The organism is Nitrospirillum bahiense, from assembly GCF_007828025.1.
Classification (GTDB): Bacteria; Pseudomonadota; Alphaproteobacteria; order Azospirillales; family Azospirillaceae; genus Nitrospirillum; species Nitrospirillum amazonense.
On record NZ_VITO01000006.1, the window covers coordinates 21,797 to 34,045 of the forward strand.

The 12,249-nt window shown below is 68.2% G+C and carries 12 protein-coding genes; 6 read left to right on the plus strand and 6 right to left on the minus strand.

Translation table 11 applies throughout. The features are described from left to right. Window positions 1-70: 70 nt before the first annotated feature. From ahpF to FBZ88_RS10105, 5 genes are all read right to left on the minus strand, one after another. Window positions 71-1,633: an alkyl hydroperoxide reductase subunit F gene (ahpF, locus tag FBZ88_RS10085; protein WP_145616702.1), complete on the minus strand. Its 1,563-nt coding sequence runs from the start codon at window positions 1,631-1,633 to the stop codon at window positions 71-73. Window positions 1,634-1,903: 270 nt separating this feature from the next. Further along, window positions 1,904-2,467: an alkyl hydroperoxide reductase subunit C gene (gene ahpC, locus FBZ88_RS10090; protein ID WP_145616703.1), complete on the minus strand. Its 564-nt coding sequence runs from the start codon at window positions 2,465-2,467 to the stop codon at window positions 1,904-1,906. Window positions 2,468-2,865: 398 nt separating this feature from the next. Continuing rightward, on the minus strand, window positions 2,866-3,375 hold the full coding sequence (locus FBZ88_RS10095) for a DUF2059 domain-containing protein (RefSeq protein ID WP_145616704.1): 510 nt from the start codon (window positions 3,373-3,375) through the stop codon (window positions 2,866-2,868). A gap of 133 nt (window positions 3,376-3,508) precedes the next feature. Next, window positions 3,509-4,027, minus strand: coding sequence for a DUF2059 domain-containing protein (locus tag FBZ88_RS10100; RefSeq protein ID WP_186464315.1), 519 nt, complete (start codon window positions 4,025-4,027; stop codon window positions 3,509-3,511). A gap of 181 nt (window positions 4,028-4,208) precedes the next feature. Further along, entirely contained in the window at window positions 4,209-5,216 is a 1,008-nt protein-coding gene (locus tag FBZ88_RS10105; RefSeq protein WP_145616706.1) for a sulfate ABC transporter substrate-binding protein, read from the minus strand. 538 nt (window positions 5,217-5,754) lie between these two features. On the opposite strand from FBZ88_RS10105, the gene cysG reads away from it, so the two are divergent. From cysG to FBZ88_RS10130, 5 genes are read left to right on the plus strand one after another with little or no spacing between them, the layout of a single operon-like run. After that, window positions 5,755-7,221, plus strand: a complete 1,467-nt coding sequence (gene cysG, locus FBZ88_RS10110) for a siroheme synthase CysG (RefSeq protein ID WP_145616707.1) — start codon at window positions 5,755-5,757, stop codon at window positions 7,219-7,221. 13 nt (window positions 7,222-7,234) lie between these two features. Beyond that, window positions 7,235-7,537 carry a DUF2849 domain-containing protein gene (locus FBZ88_RS10115; RefSeq protein ID WP_145616708.1) on the plus strand — a complete coding sequence of 101 codons (303 nt, stop codon included), beginning with the start codon at window positions 7,235-7,237 and terminating at the stop codon, window positions 7,535-7,537. Window positions 7,538-7,575: 38 nt separating this feature from the next. After that, window positions 7,576-9,327, plus strand: a complete 1,752-nt coding sequence (locus FBZ88_RS10120; protein WP_425465782.1) for a nitrite/sulfite reductase — start codon at window positions 7,576-7,578, stop codon at window positions 9,325-9,327. Next, on the plus strand, window positions 9,314-9,826 hold the full coding sequence (locus FBZ88_RS10125; protein WP_145616709.1) for a DUF934 domain-containing protein: 513 nt from the start codon (window positions 9,314-9,316) through the stop codon (window positions 9,824-9,826). The genes FBZ88_RS10120 and FBZ88_RS10125 overlap by 14 nt, the downstream gene beginning before the upstream one ends. After that, a complete protein-coding gene (locus FBZ88_RS10130; protein ID WP_145616710.1) occupies window positions 9,823-10,539 on the plus strand; it encodes a phosphoadenylyl-sulfate reductase in 717 nt (238 codons plus the stop codon). The genes FBZ88_RS10125 and FBZ88_RS10130 overlap by 4 nt, the downstream gene beginning before the upstream one ends. Before the next feature lie 7 nt (window positions 10,540-10,546). Here the strand turns inward: FBZ88_RS10130 and FBZ88_RS10135 are convergent, their stop codons facing one another. After that, the gene (locus tag FBZ88_RS10135) at window positions 10,547-11,725 is read right to left on the minus strand and encodes a hypothetical protein (RefSeq protein ID WP_145616711.1); all 1,179 of its coding nucleotides are present in this window, start codon (window positions 11,723-11,725) and stop codon (window positions 10,547-10,549) included. A 205-nt stretch (window positions 11,726-11,930) separates the two neighbouring features. On the opposite strand from FBZ88_RS10135, the gene sugE reads away from it, so the two are divergent. Continuing rightward, window positions 11,931-12,248: a quaternary ammonium compound efflux SMR transporter SugE gene (gene sugE, locus FBZ88_RS10140; RefSeq protein ID WP_145616712.1), complete on the plus strand. Its 318-nt coding sequence runs from the start codon at window positions 11,931-11,933 to the stop codon at window positions 12,246-12,248. Window position 12,249: the final 1 nt, after the last annotated feature.

Here is a 12,249-nt window from a genome sequence, read left to right on the forward strand (position 1 = left end):
GCCCACCTGGAAGAGCACCGGACAGTTCCGGCATCCCCCTGGCGGGCGTCGTAATCTACACGTATGCGACTCAGGCCGCCTGCACGGACGACCGGATCAGGTGGTCGAAGGCACCCAGCGAGGCCTTGGCCCCTTCGCCCATGGCGATGATGATCTGCTTGTAGGGCACCGTGGTGACGTCGCCGGCGGCGAAGATGCCGGGGACGGAGGTTTCACCATGGTGGCCGACGATCACCTCGCCGCGCTGGGTCAGTTCCACCGTGCCGCGCAGCCAGTCCGTGTTAGGCAGCAGGCCGATCTGCACGAAGATGCCCTCCAGCGCCAGGCGATGGGTCTCGCCCGTGGCGCGGTCCTTGTAGACCAGGCCGTTCACCTTGTTGCCGTCGCCGGTGACCTCGGTGGTCTGGGCCTGGGTGAGGATGGTGACGTTGGCCAGGCTCTTCAGCTTGGTGATCAGCACCGCGTCGGCGCGCAGCTGGCTGTCGAATTCCAGCAGCGTGACGTGGGCGACGATGCCGGCCAGGTCGATGGCCGCCTCGACGCCGGAGTTGCCGCCGCCGATCACCGCCACGCGCTTGCCCTTGAACAGGGGGCCGTCGCAGTGCGGGCAGAAGGCGACACCCTTGGTCTTGTACTGTTCCTCGCCCGGCACCTTCATCTCGCGCCAGCGGGCGCCGGTGGCCAGGATCAGGGCCTTGGCCTTCAGCTTGGCGCCGCTTTCCAGCGTCACCTCGTGCAGGCCGTCCACCGTGGCCAGGGCCTTGGCGCGCTGCTGGTTCATGATGTCCACCTCATAGGTGCGGACATGCTCTTCCAGGCTGCGGACCAGCTTCGGCCCTTCCGTCGCGGTGACGGAGATGAAGTTCTCGATGCCCAGCGTGTCCATGACCTGGCCGCCGAAGCGCTCCGCCACGATGCCGGTGCGGATGCCCTTGCGGGCGGCGTAGATGGCGGCCGCGGCGCCGGCGGGGCCGCCGCCCACCACCAGCACGTCAAACGGGTCCTTGGCGTCGATCTTGGCGGCCTCGCGGGCGACGGAGCTGGTGTCCAGCTTCGCCAGGATCTCCTCCAGCTCCATGCGGCCCTGGCCGAAGGGTTCGCCGTTCAGGAAGACGGCCGGCACACCCATGATCTGGCGCCGGGTCACCTCATCCTGGAAGACGCCGCCGTCGATCATCTCATGGCGGATGCGGGGGTTCAGCACCGCCATCAGGTTCAGAGCCTGCACCACATCCGGGCAGTTGTGGCAGGTCAGCGAGATGAAGGTCTCGAAGTGGTAATCGCCCTCGATGGCCTTGATCTGCGCGATGACCTCGTCGCTGACCTTGGGCGGATAGCCGCCGGCCTGCAGCAGCGCCAGCACCAGCGAGGTGAACTCGTGGCCCATGGGCAGGCCGCTGAAGCGGATGCCGATATCGCCGGCCGGGCGGTTGACGGTGAAGGACGGGCGGCGGCCGGCGCCATCCACGTTCTCGTTGATGTTCACCAGGGTGGAAGCTTCAGCGATATCGGCCAGCAGCTCCATCATCTGGCGGGAGGTGGCGCTATCGTCCGGGTAAGCAACAATCTCGATCGGCTGCTTCACCCGTTCCAGATAGGCCTTCAATTGGGTCTTGAGATTGGCGTCCAACATCGGGGCGGGCTTTCTGGCGGAGATTGGGGGAAAGGGCGGGCAAAGAGGGGGCGGTCACCGGCGCCAGGGAAGGCAGCCAGATGCGCATTTTGAAACGTAATGTCACAGGCGGACTGTTCAAGCGGGCGCGCCACCGATGGCGTCGCGGCGGCGGCACGGCCTGGGCCTAAGCCTCCGAGGGCATCGGGCCCGGGGGCATCCGGGGACCCTGCAACCCCCGGATAAGGACCGGGACGTCACCGTCCCGGCCCGGCATCAACCAACGCGGGATCAGATCTTGCCGACCAGGTCCAGCGAGGGCTTCAGGGTCTCGGCACCATCGGTCCACTTGGCCGGGCACACTTCGCCGGGATGGGCGGCGACGTACTGGGCGGCCTTCACCTTGCGCAGCAGCTCACCGGCGTCACGGCCGATGCCGTTGTCGTGGATCTCGCACAGCTTGATCTGGCCTTCGGGGTTGATCACGAAGGTGCCGCGCAGGGCCAGGCCCTCTTCCTCGATCAGGACGTCGAAGTTGCGGGCCAGGGTGGCGGTCGGGTCGCCGACCAGCGGGTACTCGACCTTGGCGATGGTGTCGGAGGTGTCGTGCCAGGCCTTGTGGGCGAAGTGGGTGTCGGTCGACACGCCGTAGATCTCCACGCCCAGCTTCTTGAACTCGGCGTAGTTGTCAGCCAGGTCGCCCAGCTCGGTCGGGCACACGAAGGTGAAGTCGGCCGGGTAGAACACCACCACGGACCACTTGCCCTTCAGGTCGGCTTCGGTCACGGGCACGAACTTGCCGTTGTGGTAAGCGGTCGCCTTGAAGGGCTTCACTTCGGTATTGATGAGGGACATCGTTAATTCCTTGGCTGTTGAATTAATGAATGATGGTCGGTTCCGGCGGGGCGCTCCGGCCGCCGCCCCATCCCGGGGGCCCTGCGGCGTTCGCCCTACCGACGAACAGGACCATACCGGCATCTTAGAATAATTCCAATTATAAAAATTGAGAGCCGTTTGCAGTCGCAGCATGCCAGCATCGCGATGCGCGATGGGGGCCCGCCCCTTGGCATGGGCGATGACCAGGGCCACCCAGGTCGGTCCACAGTTGCTCAGGGGATGTCGGGGCAAGACGATGGCCCCGGACCAACCGGTGCGGGGTGGCCGGGTGCCATCTTAAAAGCAGCGGCGGTGAAGCGCCACCGTCAAGGCGGCGCGGAATAAGACATCTGCATGACCCCGGGAGAGGCAGTCCCTCACCCCTGGGGGATGGTCAAGCCCTCGCCCTTGCAGGTGGCGACGAAGTCACTCATCACCTTGCCTATCACCTGGGGCAGCACGGCCTTGGACTTGGCCATGGTCTGCTGCATGACCACCGGCATCTGGGTGATCAGCTTGGCGCCGGCCGGCGTGTCATAGAACGCCAGCACCTGCTCCAGCTCCGCTTCCGTGAACAGCTCCGCATAGGTCGTGGCGATGGCTTCGGTCATGGGGGCCAGGGCCCTTTTGAAATCGGGCAGCAGGCGCTTGTCGACCAGGCCCTGCACGTCCGCCTCCCGGCCGGGATTGGCGATCTTGAGCTTCTGCACCAGGGGGTCGATGGCCATGGGCAGTATCTGCTGCATCAGGTCGCCAGCGTGCGTCTTCTCAATCAGCTTGTGCGCCAGTTCCAGCGATTTCGGCGACGGTGTTCCGGCATTCTGGGCCAAGGCCGGAGCGGCCACCATGACCCACGCGCCGATCAGGCCGGCGGCAATTCCCTTCAACAAAGCGCTTTCCCCTTCTGGTGATGCTGGATTCAGCGCCACCAGCCTAACCCGTCGCCCCGGGTGGCGCGATAGCCAACCGCCACTTATGGCTGAATGTCGCAGGGAAGATTACATCGGTAGGACGCGCCCCTCACCCCTGGGGCACGACGAGGCCCTTGCCCTTGCAGGCCGTGACGAAGTTTCCCAGCACGGGGCCCAAGGCCTGGGGCAGGACGGCCTGCGCCCGGGCCCGGCCCCGCTGCTGCACGCCCGGCATCTCCTTCAGCATCTTGGCCCCCGCCGGCGAGTCGTAGAAGGCCAGGATGGCCGCCAGTTCCGCCTCGGTGAAGCGCGCGGCGTAGGCCTGGGCGTAGGCGTCGATGACCGGCGCCATGGCTTTGCGGAAATCCGGCAGCAGCGTGTGCTCGAACAGGGAATCGACATCGGCCTCGCGCCCCGGGTTGGCGGCCTTCAGGTTGAAGGTCAGCGGCTGGACGGTGGCGCCCAGAACCTGCTGCATCAGGTCGTCGGCGTTGACCCTGTCCGCCAGCGCCCGGGCCAGTTCCAGGGCCTTCGGTGTGGGTGCCGCCACCTGGGCCAAGGCTGGCGCCGCCACCATCATGATCACCAGGCACAGCCCAGCCACGCCGGCGGCGATTCTCTTGCGCATTCCCGTTCCTCCCGTCATGGCCCCCGTCATAGCTACGCGGGGCCTTATGTCAGGTGACCTTAGCGCCAGGGGTGCGGGATTCGGAAGATGGGGGGCGGCCCTCTACGCCTAAATGCCAAACGCCGCCGCCCGGCATCCCGGACGGCGGCGTCGCTGATCGGTACGGCGATGGCGCGTCGGCTCAGCCCGGCTGGTACAGCTGGTCGAAGGTGCCGCCGTCGGCGAAGTGGGTCTTGTGGGCGTCGTGCCAGCCGCCGAAGGTGGTGATGTCGAACAGCTCCACCTTGGCGAACTTGTTCACCACCTCCTGCAGCACCACCGGGTCGCGCGGGCGGTAGAAGTGCTTGGTGGCCAGGATCTGCGCCGGCTGGGTGTACAGCGTCTGCAGGTAGGCCTCCGCCACCCGGCGGGTGCCGTGGCGGTCCACCACCTTGTCCACCACCGCCACCGGCGGCTCCGCCAGGACGGAGACGGATGGGGTCACCAGCTCGAACTCGCCCGGGCCCAGTTCCTGGATGGCGAGGTAGGCCTCGTTCTCCCAGGCCAGCAGCACGTCGCCCAGGCCGCGCTGCACGAAGGTCGTGGTGGCGCCACGCGCCCCGGTGTCCAGCACCGGCACCTTCTTGAACAGCGCCTTGATGAAGTCGCGGGCCGCCGCGTCGCCGCCCTTGGCGCGGGCGTAGCCCCAGGCCGCCAGGTAGTTCCAGCGGGCGCCGCCGGATGTCTTGGGATTGGGGGTAATGACCTCCACCCCCGGCTTCAGCAGGTCCGGCCAGTCCTTGATGCCCTTGGGGTTGCCCTTGCGCACCAGGAACACGATGGTGCTGGTGTAGGGCGTGGAATTGAAGGGCAGGCGCTTCTGCCAATCCTTGTTGATCAGGCCGCTATTCTCGACGATGGCGTCGATATCGTAGGCCAGCGCCAGCGTGACCACGTCGGCCTCCAGCCCGTCGATGACGGCGCGGGCCTGCTTGCCCGACCCGCCGTGCGAGGTGTTGACACTGACCTGGTCGCCGCCCGAGGCTTTGGCCCATTCCTTGGCGAACAGGTCGCCGTATTCCTTGTAGAATTCGCGCGTCGGGTCGTAGGAGACGTTCAGCAGCTGCGAGGCGGAGCGCGCACGCACCGACCCCAGCATGGCCACGCCGGCGGCACCCGCCATGGCGGTCAACAGTGTTCTGCGATGCATTCGGATTCCCCCTAGGTAGTGCGAGCCCCGGCCCGGAGTCCAATGTCCTGACCCCGGGGCCCCGGCGAAGGAGGGCGCATCCCCTGTGACAGGACACCGCACCCCATCCGCGCTGTTGACGCCCATGACAAACGACACCGCAATCTGTGTCAACTGAAACATTAATAACAGATAATTGATGTTATTATGAGGCGCGCCAATTTCCTGGCGTCCTTTATCCCGCTAAGCCAAGGCTTTGCCTGGATCCGCGCCAATTAACCAAAGTATGACTGTGGAATTGGAAGCGGATCACACCATGTAGGCGCATGGCAGTGTTGCGGCCCGCCATCCGGTCCGCGCGTCGTCACCGTCGCCTTTCCCGCAATTTTGTCACAGAAGCTTGAAGGGAAATGGTTTTCCATAACCCGAGGCCGTCGCCCCAACCGTGGCGCACGGCCTCGGGCTATCCGGATGCCAGGATGCTAGAACCTCGACAAACATGCCGTTTACGAACACATTATGAGAGAACGTTGACGCTTTCACAGGAATGTTCCGTACAATGCCCGCCGCCTTCCCCCTGTTCCTGACACTGACCGGCCAGACGGTGCTGATCGTCGGTGGGGGGGAATTGGCCCTGCGCAAGGCGCGCCTGGTGGCGGGCGCCGGCGGCGACAGCCGGGGTGCTCGCCTGGTGGTGGTGGCCCCTGAGGTCCATCCCGACTTGGCCGCGCTGGCCGCCGAGGTGCGCCGCCGCCCCTTCGCCGCCCATGATTTGGACAGCGTCACGCTGGTGTTCGCCGCCAGCGAGGACGAGGACGGGGCGGCCCAGGTGGCCGACCTCGCCCGCGCCCGGGGCCTGCTGGTCAACGTGCCGGATCGCCCCGCCCTGTCCAGCTTCATCATGCCCGCCATCGTCGACCGGGGGCCCATCACGGTGGCCATTTCCACCGGCGGCACCTCACCCGTCCTGGCCCGCCGCCTGCGCGCCCGCATCGAGGCGGCGCTGGAACCGGGCCTGGGACGGCTGGCCACCTTCCTCGACGGCTTCCGCACCGCCGTCCGCGCTGTGAAATCCGACGAGACCGCGCGCCGCCGCTTCTGGGAGCGGGTGATCGACGGCCCCATCGCCCAGCGCTTCCTGGCCGGTGACGAGACTGGCGCGCATGAGCAGTTGGTGAAGGTGCTGAACGCCGCCGAGAGCGTGGAGGGCGGCTCCGTCGCCTTGGTGGGCGCCGGGCCCGGCGACCCGGATCTGCTGACGTTGCGCGCCCTGCGCGTGCTGCAGAACGCCGACGTGGTGGTGCATGACAAACTGGTGGACGACCGCATCCTGGATTACGTCCGCCGCGACGCCCGCCGCGTCTATGTCGGCAAGTCCAAATCCTGCCACACCGTCAGCCAGAATGAGATCAACGCCCTGCTGGTGCGCGAAGCCCAGGCCGGCCACCGTGTCGTCCGGCTGAAGGGCGGCGACCCCTTCATCTTCGGCCGGGGTGGCGAGGAGATGGCCGTGCTGCGCGCCGCCGGCGTGGCGGTGGAGCTGGTGCCCGGCATCACCGCCGCCGTGGGCTGCGCCGCCGCCACCGGCATTCCCCTGACCCATCGCGGCCTGGCCCAGGGCATCACCCTGGTCACCGCGCATGGCGCCGCCGCCGAGGGTGGTTCGGCCGAGCCCGCCATCGACTGGACTGCCCTGGCCCGCCTGGACCATACGCTGGCCGTCTACATGGGCCTGAGCAAGGCCGGCCTGGTGGCCGAGCGCCTGATCGCCGCTGGCAAGGCGCCCGGCACCCCGGTCGCCGTCGTGCAGAACGGTACCCGCCCGGACCAGACCCTGGCCGTGGGCCGCCTGGCCGACCTGGGCGCGCTGGCCGCCGGCCTGGCCGGCCCCGCCCTGATCCTGGTGGGTGAGGTCGTGACCCTGGCCGACCCCGCCAAAGTGGCAACCGACATCCTGACCCCCCTTCCCGTTCCGGGCCGCAATGCGGACACCACCCCGGGCACGGGTTTCAAAGCCGCCGTCTGAAGAGGATAGTCCCATGGCCCGCGTTACCGACGCCCCCAAGGTCGTCACCGCCAACCGCCTGCAGGACGGCGCCGTCGTCTGGCTGACCGCCGCCGGTACGTGGTCCACCCGCGTGGCCGACGCCCAGGTCCAGACCGACGCGCCCTTGGCGGAGACGGCCCTGGGCATCGCCCGCGCGTCCGCCGCCCGGCAGGAGGTGGTGGAGCCCTACGCCGTGGACGTGGTGGTGGAAGCCACCGGCCCCCGCCCCCTGAAGACGCGGGAGTGGATCCGTGCCGCCGGCCCCAGCATCGACGCCATTCCCACGGCGGCGTGACGGCGGCGCCCCCCAATTCCCGCATGCCCAATTCCCGCATGAATGAAGACCACATCGAGCTTGCCGTCATGAGCCCCTCCGCCGCCGCCCGTCAGATCGCCCCGCCCGCCAACGGCCCGTCCAGCCACGCCGGTATCTATCACTACGACCAGGTGGACCGCGATTTCCTGAAGGAGCGGGTGGAGCAGTTCCGCCGCCAGGTGGCCCGCCGCCTGGCCGGGGAGCTGACGGAGGACGAGTTCAAGCCGCTGCGCCTGATGAATGGCCTGTACCTGCAGCTGCACGCCTACATGCTGCGCATCGCCGTGCCCTACGGCATCCTGACCAGCCGTCAGGTGCGCCAGTTCGGCCGCATCGCCCGGCAGTACGACAAGGGCTTCGGCCACTTCACCACCCGCCAGAACCTGCAGTTCAATTGGATCAAGCTGGTGGACGTGCCAGCCATCCTGGACCTGCTGGCCGAGGTGGACATGCACGCCATCCAGACCAGCGGCAACTGCATCCGCAACGTGACCTCGGACCAGTTCGCCGGTGTGGCCAGCGATGAGGTGGTGGACCCCCGCCACTATGCCGAGGCGCTGCGCCAGTGGTCGACCCTGCACCCGGAATTCTCGTTCCTGCCGCGCAAGTTCAAGATCGCTATCACCGGCAGCAGCGCCGACCGCGCCGCCATCTGCATCCACGACGTGGGCCTGATCGCCAAGCGCGACGCCGAGGGTGCCGTCGGGTTCGAGGTCTATGTCGGCGGCGGCCTGGGTCGCACGCCCTTCATCGCCAAGAAGCTGCGCGACTTCCTGCCCGAGGATGAGCTGATCGCCTATCTGGAGGCGGTCTTGCGCGTCTACAACGCCTACGGCCGGCGCGACAACATCTACAAGGCGCGAATCAAGATCCTGGTGCACGAGCTGGGCATCGATACCTTCCGCGATGAGGTTGAGGCCGAGTTCGCCCGCATGCCGGTGGCCCAGTACCGGCTGGAGCCGGCCATCCTGGACGGCATCCGCGCCCGCTTCGCCAGCCAGCCCTATGAGGTGCTGGAGCCCATCTCAGGCGTCCTGGCCCGGGCACGGCTGGAGGACCAGGCTTTCAACCGCTGGGTCCGCACCAATGTCGCCGCCCACCGCCAGCCGGGCTATGCCATCGCCACCATCACCCTGAAGCCGGCGGGCGGCATTCCAGGCGACGTCTCGGCGGAGCAGATGGATGTCATCGCCGACCTGGCCGACCGCTACAGCTTCGGCGAAATCCGGGTGACGCATGAGCAGAACCTGGTGCTGGCCCATGTGCGTCAGGATGACCTGCCGGCCTTGTGGACGGCGCTGGCCGACATCGGCTTCGGCGAGGCCAATTCCGGCCTGATCACCGACATCATCGCCTGCCCGGGCCTGGATTACTGCGCCCTGGCCAACGCCCGTTCCATCCCCCTGGCCCAGCGCATTTCCGAACGCTTCGCCGACCTGGACCGCCAGCACGACATCGGTGAGCTGAAGATCAAGATCAGCGGCTGCATCAACGCCTGCGGCCATCACCATGTCGGCCACATCGGCATCCTGGGCGTCGACAAGAAGGGCGTCGAAGCCTACCAGCTGACGCTGGGCGGCTCTGCCGCCGAGGTGGGCGCCATCGGCGACATCCTGGGCCCGGCCCTGTCGGCCGATGAGACGCTCGACGCCATCGATGCCGTGGTCGGCGTCTATCTGGACCGGCGCCAGGACGGGGAACGCTTCCTCGACACCCTGGCCCGCATCGGTCACACCCCGTTCAAGGACAAGGTCTATGCCGCTCATTGAAACCGGAAAGCTGGTCGACGACGCCTGGGTGCGCCTGGGTGACGACGACGCCCTGCCGGCGGCGGACGTGCCCGTCATCGTCAGCCTGGCCCGGTTCCACAAGGACCGCGACACCCTGGTGGGCCGCAACGGCGGCCTGGGCATCTGGCTCGCCAGCAGCCAGCACCCCAAGGACATCGCCGACCACCTGGCGGACTTCGCCCTGGTGGCGCTGGACTTCCCCAAGTTCCGCGACGGCCGTGGCTTCACCATCGCCCGCGAGCTGCGCGAGCACCTAGGCTATCGCGGCGTCATCCGCGCCACCGGCCACACCCTGCCCGACCAGTATCTGGCCCTGGTCCGCTGCGGCGTGACCCAGGTGGAAATCCCGGAAGGCCGCGATCCGGCCCTGTGGGCCCACGCCCTGACCGAGATCAGCACCGCCTACCAGGTGTCGGTGGCGGGCCCCCTGTCCATGGCGCGGCTGTCGCGCCACAAGAAGACGGAGCATGCAGCGTGACCGCGACAGGCGACCGGGCGGGCAATCTGGCCCGGACCTACGCCGGCCTGACGGGCCCGGCATTGCTGGAACCGCTGCTGACGCGGGAGCTGAAGGGTGAGATCGCCCTGGTCTCCTCCTTTGGCGCGGAATCCGCCGTGCTGCTGCACATGGTGGCGGAGATCGACCCGGCCACGCCGGTCCTTTTCCTGAACACCGGCAAGCTGTTCGGCGAGACCCTGCGCTATCGCCGTGACCTGGTGGCGCGCCTGGGCCTGACCGACGCCCGGGAGATCAAGCCGCTGCCCGAGGACGTGACGGCCAGCGACGCCGACGGCCTGCTGTGGCGCACCAATCCGGACGCCTGCTGCCGCTTCCGCAAGGTGGAGCCGCTGAACCGCGCGCTGGAGGGCTTCAGCGCCTGGATCACGGGGCGCAAGCGCTTCCAGGCCAGCACCCGCGCCGACCTGGTGACCATCGAGGCGGCCGAGGGGCGGCTGAAGGTCAACCCGCTCGCCGACTGGAACCGTGACGATCTGGTGGCCTATCTGGACCGCCATGACCTGCCGCGCCACCCGCTGGAGGCCGACGGCTATCTCTCCATCGGCTGCATGCCCTGCACCGACCGCGTCGCCCCGGGCGATGATCTGCGGTCCGGCCGCTGGGCCGGCATGGGCAAGACGGAATGTGGCATCCATCTGCCGCTGTCCGCCGTGGCGGCCCCTTCCAACTGATCCCGTCTCAGCCCTGGGCCTCCTTCGGCACGGCCTGCGGGCCGGCGGCGGGTCCAAGGGCAGCGGGGCGCGAGGCGGCGTCGCGCGGCTTGAACACCTCGCGCAGCTTGTCCACCGCGGCATCGAACATGGCGAACACCGCCTCCACGCTGTAGCCCGCCAGGAAGGCCGCGCCCAGCAGCGAGATCTGGGCGGAGGCCGTGGGCTCGATGGTGGCGACCACGCTTTTGTAGAACAGCCCGGTGGACAGCCCCAGCGTCAGGCCCAGCGCCCGGCGCAGCACCATGCGGAAGCCCAGTTGCGGCATGAAGGAGGCGTTGACCACCGCCTCCGTCAGCACCCGCGCGATATAGGCGCAGGCACCCAGCAGCCCGAAAATCGCCGGCAGGACGTACAGCGTCAGCGCCGTGCCGGCGCTCCACGCCAGTTCCACCGTGTGCAGCAGGACCGTGTCGGGATCCTCTCCCGAGGGCGCGGCCGGCGCCCCCGTGTCCCGCCGCTGGCAATAGCCATGGGCATCGAAGCTGAGGGTCACGACACGGGAAAGCGGGTGGCAGATCCAGGGGGCGAGCAGCTTGGCCGCCGCCTGCCGCCGCAATTGGACCAGCGGCTCCTGAGCCGCCGTCAGGGCGGAAGCTCCCGGGCTGGCGTTGGCGTCCGCGGCTCCCTCCCCCATGGGGCGCTGCGCCGCCGCCCCCTCGATGAACAACAGCTGTCGCACACCGGTCTGGGCCAGCAGATTGGTGCCGTTGGCGGCGTGGATCTGCACGATGGCCGTGACCAGGGCCACGCCCACCAGCCAGAGGACGCCGCTGCGTATGGTCCTCTGCACCAGCCCCGCCCGGGTCAGGGAGTGCCACCAGCCCGCCAGGCCCAATTCGCGCCGGAACTCGCGGATATGGCGCAGGCTGCCGCTGGTGGCCGGGGCGATCACCACCGACAGCGCCTGGTAGACCACCCACAGCGCCTGCTTGTCCTCCAGGCTCAGCCGCTCCGGCGCGGTGGCGGTGACGCGTACCGCCGCGTCGATCACCGCCCGCTCCAGCGCCAGGCCCCGGCCGGCGGCGTAGCCCAGCATGATGCGCACGTCATCCTGCCATTCGTCCCAGCGCTGGTGATCGCGCGCATCCGTCCCGCCCGCGGCCGGCGCCGCGGCGATCCCATCTCCGTTCGTCCCATCGGTCATGGCCCGCCCCTTCCCGCAAGATCTCAATTAAAGAGATATGCGGTGGCGAAGTCTTTCTCTTTTTTTAAGGCATTGGCATTCCGACGGTTCGCCGCCATGCTTCGCCCACCGGGGACGACCCCGGCCCAGCCATCCGCCATCCCCGGTGGCCGGCATCCCGTCGGCGGGGACGGCCCCGCCCCTTCACACACACCGGAGAACCGCCATGGCCTGGCTATGGTTGCTGCTGGCCGGCCTGTCCGAAGTGGGCTGGGCCGTGGGCCTGAAATACACCGACGGCTTCACCCGCCTGGTCCCGTCCATCCTCACCATCGCCGCCATGGGCATCAGCCTGGGCATGCTGGGCCTGGCCTTGCGCACCCTGCCGCTGGGCACGGCCTACGCGGTGTGGACCGGCATCGGCACCCTGGGCACGGTCATCGCCGGCATCCTCCTGTTCAACGAGCCGGCGACGGCCCTGCGCCTGGCCTGCATCAGCCTGATCGTGGCCGGCATCGCGGGCCTGAAGCTGGCGCACGGGTGAG

Excerpts from the sequence above, each read along its gene's own strand:
- FBZ88_RS10125 (WP_145616709.1), top strand. The coding sequence starts at position 9,314 with ATGCCGCTCATTGAAACCGGAAAGCTGGTCGACGACGCCTGGGTGCGC.
- FBZ88_RS10120 (WP_425465782.1), top strand. The coding sequence starts at position 7,576 with ATGAATGAAGACCACATCGAGCTTGCCGTCATGAGCCCCTCCGCCGCC.
- FBZ88_RS10105 (WP_145616706.1), bottom strand. The coding sequence starts at position 5,216 with ATGCATCGCAGAACACTGTTGACCGCCATGGCGGGTGCCGCCGGCGTG.
- sugE (WP_145616712.1), top strand. The coding sequence starts at position 11,931 with ATGGCCTGGCTATGGTTGCTGCTGGCCGGCCTGTCCGAAGTGGGCTGG.
- FBZ88_RS10135 (WP_145616711.1), bottom strand. The coding sequence starts at position 11,725 with ATGACCGATGGGACGAACGGAGATGGGATCGCCGCGGCGCCGGCCGCG.
- FBZ88_RS10115 (WP_145616708.1), top strand. The coding sequence starts at position 7,235 with ATGGCCCGCGTTACCGACGCCCCCAAGGTCGTCACCGCCAACCGCCTG.
- cysG (WP_145616707.1), top strand. The coding sequence starts at position 5,755 with ATGCCCGCCGCCTTCCCCCTGTTCCTGACACTGACCGGCCAGACGGTG.
- ahpC (WP_145616703.1), bottom strand. The coding sequence starts at position 2,467 with ATGTCCCTCATCAATACCGAAGTGAAGCCCTTCAAGGCGACCGCTTAC.
- FBZ88_RS10100 (WP_186464315.1), bottom strand. The coding sequence starts at position 4,027 with ATGCGCAAGAGAATCGCCGCCGGCGTGGCTGGGCTGTGCCTGGTGATC.
- ahpF (WP_145616702.1), bottom strand. The coding sequence starts at position 1,633 with ATGTTGGACGCCAATCTCAAGACCCAATTGAAGGCCTATCTGGAACGG.